Raw genomic sequence first — 20,507 nt, forward strand, 5'->3', positions numbered from 1 at the left:
TCTATTTCTTACCTATTCTAATAATATCTGCAAAGATCCCGGAAGCTGTTACGTCTGCCCCTGCTCCGGCACCTTTAACTATAAGTGGTTGTTCACTATACCTATTGGTATAAAACAGAACTATATTATCGCTCCCATTCAAATTATAAAATGGATGCTCCGGCCCTACTTGTTGTAAACCTACCTTAGCATGTCCATTATCCAATTGGGCAACATACTTTAATTGTTTGTTATTTTCTGAAGCACTTTTATACATCTCCTTAAATTGAGATTCGTCTTTTTTTAATACCTCAAAGAAATCTTCGTTAGTAGCTGTTTTTAAACTTTCATCAGATAAAAAACTGTCATTTTCTATCTCATTAAGTTCTAATTGTAATCCGCTTTCTCTTGCAAGGATCAATATTTTTCGAGAAACATCGATTCCGCTTAAGTCGATTTTTGGATCCGGCTCTGTATAACCTTCTTTCATAGCTGCTTCCACTGTTTTATAAAAAGGTGCTTCCGCATTATAAGTATTGAAAACAAAATTTAAACTTCCAGAAAGCACCGCCTGTATCTTATGTACACTATCTCCAGATGCCATAAGATTCTTCAAAGTATCTATAATGGGTAAACCTGCTCCTACATTGGTTTCATATAAAAAAGAAGCCCCATATTCTCTAGAAAGATCTTGCAGTTTCTGATAATTCACAAAATCATCTGCACAGGCAATTTTATTGCAAGTAACCACAGATATAGAATTTGCCAAATATTGTTTGTACCAATCTGCAATCTCTGGGCTAGCCGTGTTATCTACAAAAATGCTGTTACGTAAATTGAGATCTTTAACCTTTTCAAAGAAATCTTCTTTAGATGCAGTTTGTCCCTTTTCAAGCTCTTGCTGCCAGTTGTTTAAATCTATCCCATCTTCAGCAAATATCATTTTTCTAGAATTTGAGATCCCAAGAATACGAATCTTTAGACTCAGTTTTTCCAATAGATATCCTTCCTGTTGCTTTAGTTGTTCTATCAATTTACTACCCACATTCCCAACTCCGGTAATAAACAAATTGAGTTCTTTGGAAGGCACCTCAAAAAACTGCTCATGTAAGGTGTTCAAAGCCTTTTTAACGTCCTTTTTGGCAATCACTGCAGAGATATTTCTTTCTGAAGATCCTTGTGCTATAGCTCTTATGTTTATGTTGTTATTTCCCAGGGCGCTAAACATTTTTCCGCTTAATCCATGATGGCTTTTCATTCTATCTCCTACCAAGGCTATAATTGCTACATTGTCTTCTATCTCTACCGGTTTGATCTTGAAGTTTTGTATCTCAACTTCGAAAGCCTCGTTAATGGCATCTTTTGCTTGTAATGCTTCTTCATTTCTTACCGCTATACAAATACTATGTTCAGAAGATGCTTGTGTAATAAGAACCACGTTTATCTTTTCCTGAAATAATACTTCAAAAAGCCTTTTAGAAAATCCAGGAATACCTACCATTCCGCTACCTTCAATATTTAATAACTTTATAGAATCTATATGTGTGATCCCGGTAACCCATCTAAAATTCTCCTGACTCGATTTCGAAACTATAGTACCAATTTCAGAAGGTTTGAAGGTGTTCTTTATATGGATTTCAATTTGTTTATTTATTAAAGGCTGCAAAGTTGGCGGATATAAAACCTTGGCTCCAAAATGAGATAATTCCATTGCCTCTTCATAAGAGATGTTTTTTAAAGGATATGCATGAGTTACTATACTTGGATTAGCAGTATACATTCCATTTACATCTGTATATATTAAAACTTTATCGGAATCTAATGCACCCGCAAAAATAGCCGCAGTAAAATCTGATCCTCCTCGTCCTAAGGTACTAGGAACTCCTTGTTCATTTTTAGCCACAAATCCAGGTGCTACAAAAAGATCGGCTTTATTATCCTTAAAATAATTCAGGATATTTGCATTGGTCTTTACATAATTCACCTGCACCTTTTCATTTTCATTTTTACAAACGATAAGGTCTCTGGAATCAATGAATTTTACATTTGTTTTTAAACTTCTGAAATATTCTGTAATTATTAGTGAAGACAAGATTTCACCATAACTAGCGATTACATGTTTAGTTTTATTTGAAAGTTCATTTAACAAATAGACACCTTCATATAGTGTTTCCAAACTATTAAATTCGGTTATCACTTTGCTTAGAATAGCACTCTGATTATTTATTGGAATAAGTTCCTTAACAGCATCTAAGTGTCTTTTTTCGTTTTTCTGTAGAATTTCCTTATAGTCTAAATCGCCGGCAGCAGCAAGATCAGCCATTTGTAAAAAATCGTTCGTTACTCCACCAAATGCTGAAAAAATTACCAGGCTTGTACCTTCTTTAAGTTTTTCCTGAATGGTTTCTGAAACTAATTTTATTCTACTTGGAGAGGCTAATGAAGATCCTCCGAATTTCAATATATTCATGCTGTAATTATTAAAAATGGAAAAAAAATGGAAAATTTGGTGCGGAAGTTTTATATATAATACCCCATAGGGGTAATAGAAAACATATAAATAGCAGTATTGCCTGTAGTGCCAGGAACAATTGTGGAAATGCTATTCGAAAGATTTGTATAAATCATGTTTTCTTAAAAAACTGATTATAAATGTATACATAAAAGTTCTCTTAGAGATCATTTATTTTATATTAAAATGAATATTAGAATATTCTTAATCAGTCTATTATAAAATAACAAATCTGATAATTTAAAGATCTTAAATTATCAGATTCGTATTATGATTAAGTACTTTTTAAATGTAAAAGCACTATTATTGAATTTTAAAAAGCGAAAAAATAGATTTTACACCGGCTTTACACCTAGTTGTTTTAAAATTCCAAGTTCATCTGTTGCTCCCCAACGTTCTACTAATTTGTTATCTTCGAATCGGCCAATCTGCATTCCACGAACACTAAATTGTTTTCCCGTAGGTGAGACTCCCATAAATTCCCCTTTATGTGTTCCTGATGCTGTGTAAGCAAAACATACATGATCTTCATCTGTAACTAAATTTTTAACCTCAACCTCAAAATCCGGAAACGCAGAACGCATCATTCCAAAAAAGTCTATAAATCCTTGTGCGCCCGGGCCTTGAATATCCGCTGGGTCATGGTCTTTAACTTTTTCAGAAACCACATCCCGAATCATTTCTAGATTACCTGTATTTACCGCTTCTCCAAATTTTTCTTGTGCTTTTACGTTTTTGTCTTTACTCATACTATTTAATTTTTATCATCAATCTTAAGGTGAAAATCTGTATAATCTTAATTCAAATAAATTTGTAGCTTAGAAAATTACAGTCCACTTATATAACTACCATAAAGGTCTTTAAACTGAATACCTTCAGAAAATCTATATTTATTAAGTTTTTTAAATTCTACCAAACCCCATAAAATAAATTCTTTGAGGAAATAAGAATCCTCCTTCGAAATATCAGCTTGATATTTATTTATTAGCTGAGTAAGAGGTGGAATAGAATCTAATCGTTCCTTGTATTCTTTTTCTGAAAGATCGTCTAGCAACTCAAATCCACTTTCAGCAAAGAACCATTCAACTAAATCATTATATGGATTATCCTCATCTACTTTCTCTAATTTTTCGATCTTTGGAAAATATTTTGGAAATAAAGTTTTCACTGCATCACTAATTAATTCTTGAGCAACCACAGCACTTCCCTCCTGCTCTCCTTCATAAACCAATTCAACTTTTCCTGTGATAGCAGGTATAACCCCAAGAAAATCACTAAACCTCAGCAAAGTTTTTTCTTCTCCTGTAATTAAGGCTCTACGTTCTGCAGCACTTAAAAGATTTTCGAAAGCGGAAATACTTAATCTGGCACTAATCCCACTTCGTGAATCTATATATTCATTATCTCGCGCTTCAAAACTTATCTGTTCTAAAAGATCTTTAGCTAATTCTGGAACATGTACCAACCCAAGTTGACGCTCATCTAATTTCGCTTCTTGCTGAGTAATAGTTTTGGCAATTTCTATGGTTCTAGGGTAATGTGTTAATATCTGAGAACCAATTCTATCCTTGAGAGGAGTTACAATGCTTCCTCTATTTGTATAATCTTCTGGATTGGCAGTAAATACAAACTGCATATCTAATGGCAATCTCAATTTAAATCCTCGTATTTGGATATCTCCTTCCTGAAGTATATTAAAAAGTGCCACCTGAATTCTGGCTTGAAGATCTGGAAGTTCGTTGATCACAAAAATACTTCTGTTTGCACGTGGAATCATTCCAAAATGAATAACTCGATCATCTGCATAACTCAATTTTAAATTGGCAGCTTTAATTGGATCTACATCCCCAATAAGATCTGCTACAGTTACATCTGGAGTTGCTAATTTTTCGAAGAATCGTTCTTCCCTTGCCACCCAACTAATTGGAGTATCATCTCCCTTTTCTTTAATTAACTCTTTTGAATATCTCGAAATGGGATCAAAAGGATCATCATTAATTTCTGAACCAGCAACGATGGGAATGTATTCATCTAGTAAATTAACCATTAATCTTGCTAAACGAGTTTTTGCTTGACCTCGCAACCCAAGAAAATTAATATTATGTTTAGAGAGAATAGCTCGCTCCAGTTCTGGGATCACAGTATGTTCGTACCCATGTATCCCTTCAAAAGAGCTTTTCCCATTTTTAATATTGGTTAATAGATTTTGTCTTAATTCTTCTTTAATACTTTTGGTTTTATATCCTGAAGTTTTCAGATCTCCAAAGGTTTTAATATTTTCGATTTTCATATGTTTTAAAATTTTGTCAGAATAAATATCTCTGAACGTGTTGGGTGCTTAAATAATTCTATAGCTAATTAACCTCTAATTTTCTTCTTTCTATTGTTCTCATAATCTTCAAATATCATTTCACCTAAACCTTTAAGTCCGGTAAAAAATGCTTTTCCATGATTGGCTTGAGTAAATTCCCGAACAAAGCGTTCCAGATAAGGATCCTGAGCGATCATAAAAGTAGTTATTGGGATATGTAATTTTCTAGCCTGACTGGCAGCATTGTAACATTTCTCTATAATATAAGGATCCAATCCTACACTATTTTTATAATAAGTGCCATCTCGCTCCCTGATACAACTCGGTTTCCCATCTGTGATCATGAAAATTTGCTTATTGGTGTTTCTCTTACGTCTTAAAAGATCCATAGCCAATTGCAATCCAGCAACAGTATTGGTATGATAAGGTCCCACATTTAAATAAGGCAGATCCCCAATAGAAATAGCCCAAGCATCATTCCCGAAAACAAGGATATCCAGTGTGTCTTTAGGATAACGAGTGGTAATAAGTTCGGCTAAAGCCATGGCAACTTTCTTAGCTGGCGTAATTCTATCTTCGCCATACAAGATCATACTATGACTTATATCTATCATAAGCACCGTGCTCATTTGTGATTTATGATGAGTTTCCTCCACCACAAGATCATCTTCAGTCATTTTAAATTCTCCCGCCCCATGATTGATCTGTGCATTTTTTAAGCTTTCTGTCATAGAAATCCTATCCAAAGAATCGCCATAATGGAATTCCTTAAATTCTCCCGTATGCTCGTCACCCAAACCTTGATGCTTTGTGGAGTGATTCCCAGAGCCACTTCTCTTGATCTTTCCGAAAATTTGATTTAAAGCTTGTTGTCTTATGGCTCTTTCAGTCTTCGCTGTAATTCCCATTCCTCCTTTCCCGTCCGGTTTTATCTCTTCTCGGATGTAGCCTTTTTTCTTAAGATCTTCTATAAAGTCGTCAATTGTATATTCACTGGTGGTAAGTTTGTATTCCTCGTCCAAGTTTCTAAGCCAATCTATTGCCTCATCAAAGTCTCCAGAGGTATGTGTGATCAACTCTTTAAATATCTCGAATAACTTATCGAACGGACTTATATTTTCTTCTTCAAAAGTTTTAAAAATAAAACCGCTGCGTATGTTTTCAACCTTCTTTTTCATACTTTAAAGTTAACTTATTTTGGGCGTACTATGAAGTTATACTATTGTGAACAGGAACTAAACTTTTGTTAATAACGAAATAGAAATCATAATTCCCCTTTTTTAGGTAGTCGAGTTAAACATCTTGAACGTGCATTATTGTTGTTATACTTTTCTTAAACCTTTTCCACAATTGTTCAATTAATATGAGATTTGATGAAAAAATAAAATGACGAAGAACATACACCTATATTTATTAGTTTTTATAATCACTTTCTCTGGATTTTCTCAGGAGAAAAAAGAATCTCCTTATGAAACAAGTTTTGTGAAAGACGGTATTTGGATCACTTCTGCGGTAGGTTTAAATGTTATAGGTGTAAAGATCATCCAAGAAAAAGATGACCTAAGTTTAACAGATTTAAATAAGCTTTCCAAAGATGACGTTTGGGGAATAGACCGATGGGCGGCAGGATATTATTCTGAAAAAGCAAATGAGGAGAGTTATATTCCTTTTTATGCATCTTTTATTATGCCCTTAGCGCTTTTACTTAACGAAAATGAACGCAGCCATGCCGGACAAATATCTGTTCTTTTTGTAGAAACAATGGCTACAACTGGTGCGCTATTTACGGTGACTGCGGGTCTAGTTGAGAAAAGTAGACCATTAGTTTATAATACATCTTTAGATATAGACAAAAGAATTGATAGTGATGAACAACGTTCATTCTTTGCTGGCCATACCGCTGCCACTGCCGCTGCAACTTTTTTTGTAGCAAAAGTATTTAATGATTTTAATCCAGATTCACCATTAAAGCCTTTGGTTTGGGGAATTGCCGCGGCAGTACCAGCATCTGTAGGATATATGCGTATTAAGGCTGGAAAACATTTTTTAACAGATAATTTAGTAGGATATGGAATTGGTGCAGCAGCAGGGATTTTGATTCCTGAGCTTCATAAAAAAGCTAATAAAAATCTTCAAATTTATCCAACTACCAGTTTTAATCAAGGAGAATATAATTTCTCTTCGCAGGGATTGGCTTTAAATTATCAGTTTTAAAAGAAAGCTTAAATTGCAATTTAATTTGAACTGAATATTTTATCAATGGGATTAACTGAAATTGTTGTTATTGTAATCGGGATTATTATGTTAATTCCAACCTTAGCATCTATCACTAGATTTGACCATTGGTGGATCCGAGGATTCGATTTCCCGAGATTACAAATTAGTTTTCTTTTAATTTTAGAGATCATCGCCTTTATAATTATCTTCAAATTTGATGAGCTTTGGGAAGTAATACTGTTATTCCTTTTAGTATTTAGTTTGTTTTATCAATTTGTAAGAATCTTCCCGTATACACCTTTTGCAAAAAAAACGGTTCAATCTTTTAGAGGAGACGACGTAAAAGATCATATCTCTATTTTAGTTAGCAATGTGCTAACTACAAATACTAGCTACGATAAATTAATACATCTTGTAAATAATAAAAATCCTGACCTTTTACTCACGTTAGAAACAGATAAAAAATGGGAGAGTGAATTAGAAGTAATTGAAGTGGATTATAAATACTCTGTAAAGATCCCCATGGACAATTTATATGGCATGCATTTATATTCTAAATTAGAATTGGAAAACATCCATGTTAAATATTTAATAGATGATGAAATACCTTCTATACATGGTCATGTTATCCTACCAAATGGCCACCAAGTAAAGATTCATTGTTTACACCCAAAACCACCTAGTCCAACTGAAGATCTAACTTCTACTAATAGAGATGCCGAATTATTATTTGTAGGTCGGGATGTTAAGAAAGATCAGGAAAGTGTTTTAGTTTTAGGAGATCTTAATGATGTAGCTTGGTCCAGAACTACAAGATTATTTCAGAAAATTAGCGGATTAATGGATCCCAGATTAGGAAGAGGCTTTTTTAATACATTCCATACCGGTTTCTTCTTTTTAAGATGGCCCTTAGATCATGTATTTCATACCAATGATTTTACTTTAGTAAGTATTGCCCGTTTAAAAAGTATAGGCTCAGATCATTTTCCTATGTATATTAAACTGAACCATGAACCCAGAGCTGAAGGATTTCAAGATAAACCTGAAAAAGCAGATAGTGAGGAGCAGGAATGGGCAGAAGAGAAAATTAATAATGGACATCCTACAGAAACGGATGTTTAATTTGACTTTTGAAAAAAAGGTTTAAGAATAGGTAATTCTTTAAGTTGATCGCAATTCTTTGCAGTTATAGGTTTCTCTATAAAATTGATAATCTTATCGTAGTTTTTCGCCTTTTCCTTGTCATTATAATCTATAGATGAGGTAACCATTAAAACATAAATATTATCCTTTACTGCCATCTTATCGATCTCATCTAAAAATTGCCATCCATTCATTAAAGGCATATTAATGTCCAACATCAATAAATAATGATGTTCTTTAGAAGCGGTATGCAAATATTCTACTGCTTCAGACGCTCTCTTAAATTTTATGGGATCCTGAGTGACTTTACAATTTTGCAGTAATTTCCCCTGAACTAAAATAACAATATCATCATCATCAATTATCAATACTTTTAGCATTATCGGGAGGTTAAAGTTACATCTTCAGTTTTACTTGTTATATTTCGTATTATACCATCTAATTCTGTAGCTGAGGTATTAATATGTTCTAGCAATTGAGCTTGTTCATCAATATTTGGATAGCTTTGAATTAGATCTATTAATCCCATAATTCTAGCTAAAGGAGCTCGCACCACATGAGATTGCGTCCAGGCAATATCTTTTAGCCTGCTATTATGGTTTTCTATAGTCTGAATATAGTTCTGTATTTCTGTTATATCTTGCATAGCTCCAATTATACGAATTGGGTTGCCATTTTCGTCTGTAATTAAGTAACTCCTATCCAGAACGTATTTATAGCTTCCATCTGCACACCTAAATCTATATTCAATTTGAATATGACCAGATCTAAGCTTTTGTACTTGTTTAGAATATCGTTGTACTCTTAATTTATCTTCGGGATGCAATTTATCATTCCACCAACATCCAGTGTTTTCTATTTCATTTTTAGAATAACCAAAAATACTTTCTATCCCTTCATTATAGTACATTCTATCGTTAGCTACATCGTAATCTGTAATAGTATCACTGGTAGCTTTAGCAACAATATCATAACGTTTTAGGCTATGGATTAATTTTTTTTCTTGCTTAATGAATTCCGTAATATCTCTAGAATTAGCAACCAAGCCATTTATAGAAGAATCATCATTCAAATTAGTCACAATAGTCTCTATATAGCGCCATTTATTATCTGAAGTTTTGATTCTATAAGACGGAATTTGGACTCGTTTATTATCTTTAAGTTTCAACAAATAAGTTTTCACATTTTTAACGTCATTTTTATGTATAAAATGGAAAAAGTTATTTTTTATCATTTCCGAATCAGAAATACCAGTCATTTGTAAGGCAGAAGGGCTTACGTAAGATAAATCGCCAGAAAAATCCATGATCATTATTAGATCTGAAGCATCTTGAACAAGAGCTTTAAAACGTTTCTCACTATGTTTTAATGCTTGCTCGGCATCTAATTGAGCTGTGATATCCTTTGCTTGCGTTACTCTAGCTTCTTTTCCATCAAAATCAATAGGATTGCTCTTAATTTCCATGTGAACCAACTCACCATTTTTCTTATGATGCTTCACAGTTATCCCAAAATTCGAGTGATAATTTTCTCTCCACGTAGATTCAATTTCCGACTTTGTGTCCTGAGTCCACAGGTCACGTACATTCATGGTCAAAAATTCCTCTTTGGAATAACCGTATAAGGATACCGCTGCATCATTCACATTTAAGAACTCTAAGGTATGTTTATCTAAAACCCACATAGGTAGCGGGCTAAAATCGAATAATGCTTTATATTTTCTTTCAGATTCGCTTAATCTGTAATCTATATTCTTACGTTCTATACTATAATAAATGCTTTTTGCTAGTTGGGAAGAATTTAAATCATCTTTTAATAAATAATCTGATATCCCTAAGGATAAGGTTTTTACACCAAATGCTTTACTCGCAAAACCAGTAAGCACAATTATTGGTGTATTAGGAGCTAAAGCAACCATCTGAGTAACCAAAGTTTCGTTATCATCTACATCTGGTAAGGAAAGATCTAATATAATAACCCCAAAACTATTGGTTTCATTTAAGTTGTCTTTTGCTTCTTTAAAGGTTGTTGCCCTAGTTAAGTTTATTTGTAAATGCTCCTCGCTTAAATATTCTTCAATTAAAATATAGTCCCCTATATGATCTTCAACTACAAGAATGTTTAAAACTCCGTTTCTATCCGTCATATAGTTTTATTTATTATGCGGAAGGTTAACAGTAGTAAACCAAAATTTTTCTATGGACGATATAACATTGGTAAAATCATTTGCATCTACAGGCTTTGTTATATAACAGCTAGCTTGATTTTTATAACATTGGTTTATATCATGTTTAGCAGAAGAAGTACTCAGCATGATTACCGGAATATGTTTTATACGATCATTAGATTTTATTTTTTGTAAAACCTCGTGTCCATTCATTTTGGGTAAGTTAATATCTAATAAAATGAGATCGGGAATTACAGCAGTACTATAATTTTCTTTCTTTTCTAAATACAATAACGCATCCCATCCATCCTTTACTACAAATATTTCCTTAGCTATATCCCCTTCTAATAAAGCTTCTTTAGTAAGCAGAATGTCTCCTTCATTATCTTCAATAAGTAAAATAGTAATAGGGTTCATAGGGTGATTCTTAAAGGGGTCTCAAATATACTAATTTTGTTTTTTAATTGTAATGTGGAAGGTACTTCCTTTATTTATTTTTGAACTTACCCAGATCTCTCCACTATGCTTTTCAATTATCTTTTTACATATGGATAAACCAATACCTGTACCAGAATATTTGTCTTTACCATGTAATCTTTGAAATACTACAAAAATTTTATCAAAAAATTGTTCCTCAATACCAATTCCATTATCTGTCACATCAATTTGCCAATAATCTATAGCATCAAGTACCTCTATTTTAATTATCGCATTAATCTCGCTTTGCTGATATTTTAAGGCATTGCTTATTAAATTGGAAAGCACCCGTTGTAAGGGAATAGGTGCTGCATTTATCTTAGGGAGATCACTAAAAATTATTTCACCTCTAGCCTCCAAGATCAAATCTCTGTGTAGGTTACAAATTTCCTTGATCATAGTATTTAGATCCACTTCTTCGAATTGGTAATTCATTCTACCAACTCGAGAATATTCCAAGAGATCTAATAAAATTTGTCTCATTCTTACCGCACCATCTGTAGCATAATAAATATACTGCTGGGCTTTAGGGTCTAGTTGATCTTTATATTTTTTGTTTAATTGAGTTAAAAAACTTGTAACCATTCTTAAAGGTTCCTGAAGATCATGAGATGCTATATATGCAAACTGCTCTAATTCTGCATTAGAGGTCGCTAATTCATTTGCTCTGTTCTTTAATTTTGTGTTTAACTGCTCTAATGAAATAGCATTCTGCCTTATTTGACTAATATCTTGTAAAGACCCAATCATTCTAATTGGAAATCCTTCCTTATTTCTTGTAATTAAACCACGGTCCATAACTATAGATGTTTCCTTATTGGCTTTAATAAGTTTATATTCATATTCCCAATTATATACAGAGCTATTCTCCAAGGCTTCTTCCAAACTGGCAATCACTTCATCTCTATATTCTGGATGCAATTGATTCTCCCAATGTTCTAAACCATCAACTAATTCAGGAATTTCATAACCATAGGTGCTAAAGTAGGCCTTGCTCCATTCCATAGTGTTTTTTGGTATATCCCAGTCGTAAATTGCTTCATGAGTTACCTTTGTAATAAGATCATAACGTTCTTTCGCAATTCTAATCTCCTCACCTGCCCTTTTTTTCGTGGTGACATCTTTGAAATAAACCGATAGGCCTTCAGCACTAGGATACGCATTCACTTCAAACCAAGTATCATAAGGCTCAAAATAATCTTCGAAAGATACTTTTTTGCCCGTCTCAAAAGCTTTGGAATAGTTTTTAAAAGAAATCGAAGTTTTAGCATCAGGAAAATATTCCCACAAGTTCTTATTTATAATTGTCTCCTTAGGTATCCTTAACAACCTCTCTGCTTCAGTATTAAAATAGGTTATAATCCAATTTCTGGTCATGGAGAAGAACCCATCCGTAATACTTTCTAGAATATTATTTACCCGATCATTGAATCTTTTTAATTCATTTTCATAATTCTTACGATCTGTAATATCTGTATGGATTCCATAAATAGCAATTAATTCATTATTCTGATTAAACACTGGTCCTCCACTAAACTGATAATCCAGAACATTTTCAGAAGCATTGATAAGCTGTATATCTCCGCTCCAAGGTTTTCCGTCTAAAAGTCGATTAAAAACATCTTCTCCTTGAGTTTTATCCTTAAAGGATTTTTTGATTTTTGAAACTATATTAAGATTACTTATTTCATTTCCTATTATTTGCTTAAAAGCACTATTAAAATAAAATTCTTCTGTTTCTAAATCTATAATTGTTACGCCTTCAGAAGAATTTTCAATGATATTTTTAAATTTCAGCATTTCTAAATTTGCTGTTTTTAGTGGGGTAATATCTAAACCAAAAAGATTTATAACTCCATCGTCTGTAATGATTTCTGAAGGGGTCCAGGAAATCCATTTCCATTCCCCTTCTTTTGTCCTACACCTGCCTTCATAAGATTTTGGAACATAGCCTTGAGTAACTTCTTTTAATCTTTTAAAAGATAATGCTACCTCCTCCGGATGCAAGAATTCATGATAAGGAGTAGATAATAGCTCTTCTTCAGTATACCCGAAAATTTTTGTAAAGGAAGGACTTACTTTCTTCATATATCCATCCATTCCAATAACCGCAATTAAGTTAGGGGAATATTGGAAAAGGTTGTTTAGTTGAGATTCTGCAATTTTTCTCTGGATATTACTTGAGATTTGCAAACTCAACCTATTTAATATTTCGGTTATAACATTAACTTCTCTATCTCGTTTTAGACCATAAAATGTTAGTACTTGTATAACCTTTTTGTCAAAAATCACAGGGACAGCTATCAATATACTTTTCGTTTTGTTACCTGAAGAAATTTCTATTTGTTGTGATCTTAATGCAAGCGTGGCGAGATCTATTGGAGAATTGGAATTAATATATTCTGAAATAAAAGATTTATTTTTTTGCTTATTATAGTTCACATATTCATTTAAACTATGATCTATTATCCCTATTTCCCAAGCCTGAGCATAATCAAAATTAAAAAACTCAGAAATTGCTTGAATTGTCTCCCTTAAGCCTTGTTTCAAATTTTTAGAAATACTCAAAGAATCAATTAATTTTGAACTTATTTTTTGTTCTTGTTCAAATTCATGATTTTCGGTGATATTACGAGCAATTCCAACCAAGCCTATTACAGCACCTTTTTTTGTTTTAAATGGAACCTTAGTTAATAAAATAACTTCCTTTTTACCTTTGTGATCATAAACAACATCTTTCCTATTGATAACAGTAAGGTCATTTTCCATTACTAATCTATTATCCTTGATAATTTCTTCACCAAGTTCTTTAGATAAATATTCTGTAGGTTTTAATCCAAGTAAATCTGCTTCACTCGTCTTACCCAAATAATCTGAATAGAATTTTTTATTGGCAAGAATTAATTCATCGTTTATATTTTTAACAAAAACGTAATCTGGTATATTATCTATTATTGCTCTTAATATATTCCGCTCTTCCTCTAATTTAGATTTAACAGCATTCATTTCTGAAGCATTCTTAGCAATACAGAAATTTAACTGCTCCTCTTCTACCCATTTAGCAGACCATACCATAGGGATAACACTGCCATCTTTCTTTATATATCTATTTGAGAAATTTGTCTTATCAATACCTTGCATGATTTCTTGAGCATTAAGTTCTGTATGCTCCTTATCTTCATCCATAACAAGGTCTTGAAATTTCTTGCCTTTCAATTCCTTGGGAGTATAACCCCACATTTTATAGCAGGATTTGTTTATATCTACGAAACGCCCATTTTTATCTATTGTACAAATAACATCTAGAGATTGATCAAGAATCATCTTATAGCGATTATCTAGATCCTTTGCCTTTTTCTTTAAATATTCGGCTTTCGTAATATCTTTTGCAATTCCAAATACCCCATTAATTTTACCATTTATAAAAATTGGGAAATTAGTGACATTTATAATTCTATCTGTTCCTTTAAAACTCTTAAAATTAGTGTTGTAGTTTTGGACTTCCCCTCTTGCCGCTTTTTTGAAATGGCCAATAACTCTTGCTACATCATCTTTGGGAATTACTTCCATCACTTTATGCTGACTCAACTTATCGTGAGCTATTTCACCTAATTTGGATGCACTTTCATTTGCACTTGTAAAATATCCCTCAAGGTCGAAGGAGTAAATAGCGTCGGGATGATTATTAAATAAAGACTCAAAAACTTGAGATGTTTCATTTAAAATTTCTACTTCTCGTGGTGTTTCTGTTAAAGCTGAATTGGGATCTCGATTTGTAAGTGGATCGATAGCTGCTAAATCAATTTTAACAAAGCTAGTTCCATCTTTATTCTTCAGAATTTTCCTAATTCTGATATTGCTGTTGGTAATAGTACTTTTTATAGTAGTACTTGTAGCATAACCATGTAAAGTCTCATTGAACTGATCTAAAACCTCTTTCAATGATTCAATAGGAATTAGTTGAAAAACACTTTCCTCCTTTTTCAATGATATGTTGAAATGATATTTTAAAAATTCAACAGTTTCAGCAGTGATAATTTTAAGCTTTCCATTTAGATCAACAAAAAGTGAATTTTGGATATTTTTGCTATCTATCTTAGTAATTTTGTTACTTAAAATTTCGGAGATTAGGGACTCTCTCTTTAATTTTTCGAGATTTTGACTTGGCATAGATGTAGGTTAGGGTAAAGTGCTCTTCAAACTTTAAAAGATAGAAAAGTTTATTTTATAAAACAAGAGCACTAATAAAAGCTGGTTTTAATAAAATTTAAATTTTGTGAGTTAATACTTATAGCTCCAGCTAGCTATAGAATTCTAAAGTTTGAATCACATTAAAAGAATTTTTTACTTATTTGAACCCCTGCACCAAAATTTGGAGAGGCTTTGGAGTTGATATCTGCTCCTAATTGAAGATTTACATCAAAAGAATCTCTCCAAACTTTAAGATCAAGATAACTAGATAATATAGTGCTTTTCTTAAAATTTCGTGCTCCTTTTGCTCCATAGTTCCTTCTATAACTTGATAGAAGTTTATAAGGCAAATCTCCTACTACTCCCGATATTCCAATATGGTGAACAATTATCTTATTATTATTAATCCTGAATCTATCATCATCTAATGTTATAAAAGGCACTCCCAAAATCCTACTTTCGTAGGTCCACCCAGACCTATATAAATTGTTATTAAAGTAATTATCATTTCCATCTGTAGTTATATCATCATCACTTTGATCCCTAGTATAATAAAACTCATACATCACAGAATTGATAATATTATCTGAGTAAGGGCTTTTAACAAAAAGACCGTATCTGCCATCTGGAGTGTTTCTTAAAACTCTCCCAGATCCATCTTCAAACAAATGATTATAAAGAATTTCAATATTATAATCATTGATTGAAGTAGTTAGATAAACCTCATAACTCCCAAGGTGATTCCCTAAGGCATTTGCCTCCTGACCACCAACTGTATCCTCGCCTTCCCTTCCTGTAAAAACATCTAAATAATCTCCAAAGCTACCCGGCAGTTTTCCAAAAACCGGAGAATTTCCACCCCATTGAACAAAATGTTGAAGCCCAACTTTTACTCCAAAATTATTTATTTTATTAAAAATTAAATGAAAACTTTTATGATGAATTCTTGTATCCTCAACATAACGTTCATCATCTGTTATAAATTCCTCCCAAGTAACATCTAAACTTATGCCTGCTTTTTTACTAATAGTTACTGGTTTTTTTAAGGACAAACTAGCTCCAGCTAATGGTCTTGCATTTAAAGACCAAAGGATATTTTGATTACTCGCACTTAAACCATCATATAAGAGATCTTTTTGCTTTCTTCCTAAATAAGCTTTTAACCAATAATTCTCAAGCATTATATAAGATTCATCCAATTGTAATTTTTCTGAATAGCCATCATGAAAGAGTCCTCCTAATCCCACCTCTAGTCTAGCATGTCGTGAAAATTGATAGGTAGCCTTACCACTAAAATAGGCAGATATATTACTAGCTTCATCTATTCTTCCTCTTTGATTAGAGTGAATCCAAAATGGAGATTCATCTTGAGAATAAACAACACCCGCTAAAGAGCCTGTACCTTCATATTTTATTTGTTGAGCATTGAGTAAGAAAGAACCTATTAAAATAAGTAGGAAGGTTAAAGAGAACTTCATATAGAAAATAAATAAGGGTAAAGATGCTCAGCATCCAATTTTAGAGATAAAAATATGTAATTTTATACGATATAATTGAATTTTATGATTTCCATTTTTAGAAAAAAAGAATATTTAATAGACCATTTACAGGGAATTACAGATATCCATAATCATATCCTGCCGGGAATCGATGATGGTGCTCAAAATGTTGAAGATTCAGTAAAATTATTGGAGAAGTTTAAAGATTTAGGGATCAGCAAATTTATAGCTACTCCACATATAATGAATGATTATTACCCTAATACTCCACAATCCATTAATACGGCTTTAAATCTTCTAAAAGTTGAAATTAAAAAGAATGAAAATTTAAAAAATACAGAGATCAGATTTGCTGCAGAATACATGATGGACCAAAATTTTTTAGATCTTATGAAATCTGAACAACTTCTTGCTTTAAAAGATAATATGGTTCTTGTTGAAATGTCTTATTTTCAGGCTCCTATAAATCTAAACGAGATTTTATTTAAACTTCAAACCAAAGGCTATAAACCAGTGCTTGCTCACCCAGAGAGATACGCATTTTATCACGCGAAAGATCTAAATAAATATCAAGAATTAAAGAATAGAGGATGTTTATTCCAATTGAATATTTTATCCTTGACCTCTCATTACGGAGGGAATATGCAAAAAATTGCCTCCAAGCTCTTAGAGAATGGAATGATTGATTTTATAGGTAGTGACGCCCATAGAATTCAACATATAGAGAAGCAATCTACTATTAAATTAGAGCGAAAACCACTTAAATACTTAAAAGAAGTGATTTCCAGAACTAAGGATCAATTTTAGGTAATTACTTTTTTAAAACTTTTTTCTTTACCCTACTCCATTTACTCTCCTCATCTACACCATATCCATATCCATATCCATAAGAATAACCATATTTGGCACCATATGAAAATTTAGAGTAATCCACATCATTTAAAATAATTGCCAATCCTTTTAATTTACCTTGTTGCTTAAGTTCCTTTGGGAATTCTAGCAATTTCTTTTCCGTATACCCTGCTCGCGTTACATATAAAGTTGTATCTGCTAATGGGCTTATTAATAAAGTATCGGTTACAATCATAGTTGGAGCAGTATCAACAATAACAAAATCATAATTAGAAGATAATTCGTCTAATAAATTTTTCATTCGATCGCTCATGAAAAGTTCTGCCGGATTTGGTGGAATTGAACCAGATAACACAAAGTCTACCTTTAAATCTTCATTTAAAGATTTATTAATAATATCAAAAGATGTAAGGTCATAATTATACAAATAATCCGAAAGGCCTTTACTATCCATTGGCAAATCCAAATATCTATGTAATTTAGGGTTACGGATATCTGCTCCAATAATTACAACTTTCTTCTTAGTAGAAGCCAAGGTTCTAGCTAAATTGTATGTAATAAAGGTTTTACCTTCTCCCTTAATGGTTGAGGTAACATAAATTATTTCACCTTTGTTATTAGACTTAGGTTTTAATAAATAAGCTAGATTTGTTCTTAAAATCCTAAATGACTCAGCTAAGGGAGACCTATCATTTAACTGAATAGTCTCTTCCAATCCTTCACTAATTCTCGGGATTTCCCCTAGAAAAGGGATGTTTTTTATTAGGGTTTCCAAATCACCTTTATGGTGTACTTTAGTATCCAACATAAATTTCCCGAAAAGGACCAGTAAAGGCAATAAAAGTCCAATTAAAAAACCTCCAACTAAAATAAGCCAAGGTTTAGGGTCAACGGCTGAGGGTATTGTATAGGCTGGATCAATAACTTTTGCTACTGGACCGGTAACAGCGAATGCTATTGCCGCTTCCTCCCGGCGTTGAAGAAGAAATAAGTATAATTGCTCTTTAATTTGTTGTTGTCTCTCAATCCCACGCATACCTTTCTCCATACCTGGAAAGCCACTAAATTTACTTTGAGAAGCCCTATCTAATTGATTTAATTCACTTAGTTGGATATTCAATGATCGCTTCTGACTGTCTATATTGTCCCTTAAATTTTCCTTTAGTGAATCTAAGGAAGCAGTGATTTTTTGTACTACTGGGTTTTGGGGTGTAGAATTCCTTAAATAAGCATTCCTTTCCAAAACTAGTGCGTTATAGGTAGAAATAAATCCAGATATTCCACCTTCAATCCCAATATTAGATGGTAGTAATTCATAATTTTCTCTAGATTTAAGTATATCCTCAACAGAAGTAATGATCATTAACTGGGTCTCAATATCGAAAACTTCTTGCTCCGCCCGGCTTGATTTGGCCAAAAATTCTTGTGCCCCAGAAGAAACGTCCATGAATTTATTCTCTCTTTTGAAACTTGCCATTCCACCTTCAACCGAATCCAATTCAGATGTAATTATTCCAAGACGATCTTGAATAAATTCTGTTGTGCTTAAAGCAACTTGCCGTTTATCTGCTACCCCATCCGCATTAAACTGAAACATCAAATTATTGAGAAAATCTTGAGATTTTTCACTCTCAGCATGTATAATGGATAATGATAAAATATCAGCCGCCTTTCCTTTCGGTGCTATAATAAGTCTTGAAATATATTCACCTGCAGTTTGATCTATGGGTCTTATATTGATTTGAACCGTCCTAGTTTTTTTGAAAATAGATTCAGAACCTATATTTTCAGGTACAATTGAAAATTTTAAGCCATCCAAATTTACAATTTCACCAATATTATGCATTTTCTCATATTCTGAAACTTCATCCTTTAAAACGAATTCAGTATCTGATGTAGGAGTAATAAATAATGTTTTCGATGCTTTTTGCACTAAACTATCTGGAGAAATGAATTTGATTTTAATGGGGCTATTCTTGTAAGCCTCGGTAGTAATTACATTTCCTTCTATAAAATAGGAGATATTATGATTTAATTCCTCAACTACTTTTTCTACTAATCGTTTGGACTTGAGAGTAATTATTTGGTTATCTAAAGAGTTATCACCAAAAGTCAATATAGAACCTCCTCCCGAAGGTAGTGCACTCGCCATATTACTTTTTTCATCATTCAGAATCATCATTGATGCTTCCGTACGAAATTGAGGTATAGTATAACGATTATAGAGAAAAGCAAGTAACCCTCCGATTAAGAAAAATAGCACAAGCCATTTCCAATGGGCCAGATATTTATATATTTCAGCCTTTAGATCAAAGTTAGACTCTTTTTCCTCTGTAAAATCTTGTAATTCTTCCATATATAATTATCTGGTAATAAGTACTACAATTCCAAAAATCGTGGTTGCCAGTGAAATTAATCCAGTATATGATGTTATAAAGCCAGCAGATTTAACTTTCCTGTATGTAGGTTCAACATATACTATATCATTTTGCTTTAGGAAATAATATGGATTTTTAAAAACGTCTGAAGTAGTCATATCTACTCTACCATATGTTTTCTCACCATCAATTTCACGAATAACTAAAATATTATCGCGTTTCCCATCATAAGTTATTCCTCCAGCTTGGGCCAGTAATTCAGGGATCGTAATTTGTTCATTTTCAACTTCCACTACAGATTGCCCTGTTTCTCCCAGAACAACAACTCTAAAATTTAACAATCTTACTGCAATTACAGCATCTGTAACATAATTCCTTATTTCTTCAGTTAAAAAAGATTCAAGCTCACTTCTACTTTTACCTTCTACTGATATTTTCCCTATCACTGGAAACTGTATATTTCCATCTACATCTACCATATAGCCCATAAGTGATGGATTTTGTTGTCCCCCTCCACCTTGAGATTGACCACCGGTATTCATTTGAAATGGAGCAGCTACCACTTCATTCATTGATGAAACTTTTATATGAAGTATGTCATTTACCCCAAAGACGGGCTCGAAATTTTTCATTTTCTCCATTGACTCAAGATTCTCTGGATTTTGAAAAAATAAAATTTCTTTTTTTGTTGAGCAACTAAAAAAAAGCGCACTAATTAATAATAAAACAATATTCTTTCTCATGGATTTCTTTTGAGGTATCAAATATAATATGATTTAAA

14 protein-coding genes are annotated in these 20,507 nt (G+C 32.6%); 3 read left to right on the plus strand and 11 right to left on the minus strand.

Annotated features, from left to right (window positions below):
- Position 1: 1 nt before the first annotated feature.
- The 4 genes from thrA to BC962_RS11420 form a co-directional block, all read right to left on the minus strand.
- Positions 2-2,449: a bifunctional aspartate kinase/homoserine dehydrogenase I gene (gene thrA, locus BC962_RS11405; RefSeq protein ID WP_121346159.1), complete on the minus strand. Its 2,448-nt coding sequence runs from the start codon at positions 2,447-2,449 to the stop codon at positions 2-4.
- Between the two features lie 377 nt (positions 2,450-2,826).
- Complete coding sequence (locus tag BC962_RS11410; RefSeq protein WP_121346160.1) at positions 2,827-3,240, minus strand: ester cyclase; 414 nt, start codon at positions 3,238-3,240, stop codon at positions 2,827-2,829.
- Between the two features lie 77 nt (positions 3,241-3,317).
- Positions 3,318-4,781, minus strand: coding sequence for a MoxR family ATPase (locus tag BC962_RS11415; protein ID WP_121346161.1), 1,464 nt, complete (start codon positions 4,779-4,781; stop codon positions 3,318-3,320).
- 68 nt (positions 4,782-4,849) lie between these two features.
- Positions 4,850-5,980 (minus strand): vWA domain-containing protein, encoded by a 1,131-nt coding sequence (locus BC962_RS11420; RefSeq protein ID WP_121346162.1) that lies wholly within the window; start codon positions 5,978-5,980, stop codon positions 4,850-4,852.
- A 208-nt stretch (positions 5,981-6,188) separates the two neighbouring features.
- On the opposite strand from BC962_RS11420, the gene BC962_RS11425 reads away from it, so the two are divergent.
- Together BC962_RS11425 and BC962_RS11430 are read left to right on the plus strand one after the other, a co-directional pair.
- A complete protein-coding gene (locus BC962_RS11425) occupies positions 6,189-7,016 on the plus strand; it encodes a phosphatase PAP2 family protein (protein ID WP_121346163.1) in 828 nt (275 codons plus the stop codon).
- A gap of 45 nt (positions 7,017-7,061) precedes the next feature.
- Positions 7,062-8,141, plus strand: coding sequence for an endonuclease/exonuclease/phosphatase family protein (locus BC962_RS11430; RefSeq protein WP_121346164.1), 1,080 nt, complete (start codon positions 7,062-7,064; stop codon positions 8,139-8,141).
- On the opposite strand, the gene BC962_RS11435 is transcribed toward BC962_RS11430, so the two are convergent.
- The 5 genes from BC962_RS11435 to BC962_RS11455 all read right to left on the minus strand — a co-directional run bounded on the left by BC962_RS11435 (position 8,138) and on the right by BC962_RS11455 (position 16,475).
- A complete protein-coding gene (locus BC962_RS11435; protein WP_121346165.1) occupies positions 8,138-8,542 on the minus strand; it encodes a response regulator in 405 nt (134 codons plus the stop codon). The two genes, BC962_RS11430 and BC962_RS11435, sit on opposite strands and share 4 nt — an antisense overlap.
- Positions 8,542-10,308, minus strand: a complete 1,767-nt coding sequence (locus BC962_RS11440; protein ID WP_121346166.1) for a PAS domain S-box protein — start codon at positions 10,306-10,308, stop codon at positions 8,542-8,544. Before BC962_RS11440 ends, BC962_RS11435 begins: the two co-directional genes overlap by 1 nt.
- 6 nt (positions 10,309-10,314) lie before the next feature.
- A complete protein-coding gene (locus BC962_RS11445; RefSeq protein WP_121346167.1) occupies positions 10,315-10,746 on the minus strand; it encodes a response regulator in 432 nt (143 codons plus the stop codon).
- A gap of 30 nt (positions 10,747-10,776) precedes the next feature.
- Positions 10,777-14,976: a PAS domain-containing sensor histidine kinase gene (locus BC962_RS11450; RefSeq protein ID WP_121346168.1), complete on the minus strand. Its 4,200-nt coding sequence runs from the start codon at positions 14,974-14,976 to the stop codon at positions 10,777-10,779.
- Between the two features lie 161 nt (positions 14,977-15,137).
- Positions 15,138-16,475, minus strand: a complete 1,338-nt coding sequence (locus BC962_RS11455) for a capsule assembly Wzi family protein (RefSeq protein ID WP_121346169.1) — start codon at positions 16,473-16,475, stop codon at positions 15,138-15,140.
- 84 nt (positions 16,476-16,559) lie between these two features.
- Here BC962_RS11455 and BC962_RS11460 point away from each other — a divergent pair, with 84 nt between their 5' ends.
- The gene (locus tag BC962_RS11460) at positions 16,560-17,303 is read left to right on the plus strand and encodes a tyrosine-protein phosphatase (RefSeq protein WP_121346170.1); all 744 of its coding nucleotides are present in this window, start codon (positions 16,560-16,562) and stop codon (positions 17,301-17,303) included.
- A gap of 4 nt (positions 17,304-17,307) precedes the next feature.
- On the opposite strand, the gene BC962_RS11465 is transcribed toward BC962_RS11460, so the two are convergent.
- Positions 17,308-19,704 (minus strand): GumC family protein, encoded by a 2,397-nt coding sequence (locus tag BC962_RS11465; protein ID WP_121346171.1) that lies wholly within the window; start codon positions 19,702-19,704, stop codon positions 17,308-17,310.
- Positions 19,705-19,710: 6 nt separating this feature from the next.
- Positions 19,711-20,469 (minus strand): polysaccharide biosynthesis/export family protein, encoded by a 759-nt coding sequence (locus tag BC962_RS11470; RefSeq protein WP_121346172.1) that lies wholly within the window; start codon positions 20,467-20,469, stop codon positions 19,711-19,713.
- Between the last annotated feature and the right edge of the window lie 38 nt (positions 20,470-20,507).

It is taken from the genome of Gillisia mitskevichiae, assembly GCF_003634585.1.
GTDB classification, from domain to species: domain Bacteria; phylum Bacteroidota; class Bacteroidia; order Flavobacteriales; family Flavobacteriaceae; genus Gillisia; species Gillisia mitskevichiae.

What these genes read in the sequence shown, in the direction of transcription:
- BC962_RS11440 (WP_121346166.1), bottom strand. Translation starts at nt 10,308, where the DNA reads ATGACGGATAGAAACGGAGTTTTAAACATTCTTGTAGTTGAAGATCAT.
- BC962_RS11455 (WP_121346169.1), bottom strand. Translation starts at nt 16,475, where the DNA reads ATGAAGTTCTCTTTAACCTTCCTACTTATTTTAATAGGTTCTTTCTTA.
- BC962_RS11420 (WP_121346162.1), bottom strand. Translation starts at nt 5,980, where the DNA reads ATGAAAAAGAAGGTTGAAAACATACGCAGCGGTTTTATTTTTAAAACT.
- BC962_RS11415 (WP_121346161.1), bottom strand. Translation starts at nt 4,781, where the DNA reads ATGAAAATCGAAAATATTAAAACCTTTGGAGATCTGAAAACTTCAGGA.
- BC962_RS11435 (WP_121346165.1), bottom strand. Translation starts at nt 8,542, where the DNA reads ATGCTAAAAGTATTGATAATTGATGATGATGATATTGTTATTTTAGTT.
- BC962_RS11410 (WP_121346160.1), bottom strand. Translation starts at nt 3,240, where the DNA reads ATGAGTAAAGACAAAAACGTAAAAGCACAAGAAAAATTTGGAGAAGCG.
- BC962_RS11470 (WP_121346172.1), bottom strand. Translation starts at nt 20,469, where the DNA reads ATGAGAAAGAATATTGTTTTATTATTAATTAGTGCGCTTTTTTTTAGT.
- BC962_RS11425 (WP_121346163.1), top strand. Translation starts at nt 6,189, where the DNA reads ATGACGAAGAACATACACCTATATTTATTAGTTTTTATAATCACTTTC.
- BC962_RS11460 (WP_121346170.1), top strand. Translation starts at nt 16,560, where the DNA reads ATGATTTCCATTTTTAGAAAAAAAGAATATTTAATAGACCATTTACAG.
- BC962_RS11465 (WP_121346171.1), bottom strand. Translation starts at nt 19,704, where the DNA reads ATGGAAGAATTACAAGATTTTACAGAGGAAAAAGAGTCTAACTTTGAT.
- BC962_RS11430 (WP_121346164.1), top strand. Translation starts at nt 7,062, where the DNA reads ATGGGATTAACTGAAATTGTTGTTATTGTAATCGGGATTATTATGTTA.
- thrA (WP_121346159.1), bottom strand. Translation starts at nt 2,449, where the DNA reads ATGAATATATTGAAATTCGGAGGATCTTCATTAGCCTCTCCAAGTAGA.
- BC962_RS11445 (WP_121346167.1), bottom strand. Translation starts at nt 10,746, where the DNA reads ATGAACCCTATTACTATTTTACTTATTGAAGATAATGAAGGAGACATT.
- BC962_RS11450 (WP_121346168.1), bottom strand. Translation starts at nt 14,976, where the DNA reads ATGCCAAGTCAAAATCTCGAAAAATTAAAGAGAGAGTCCCTAATCTCC.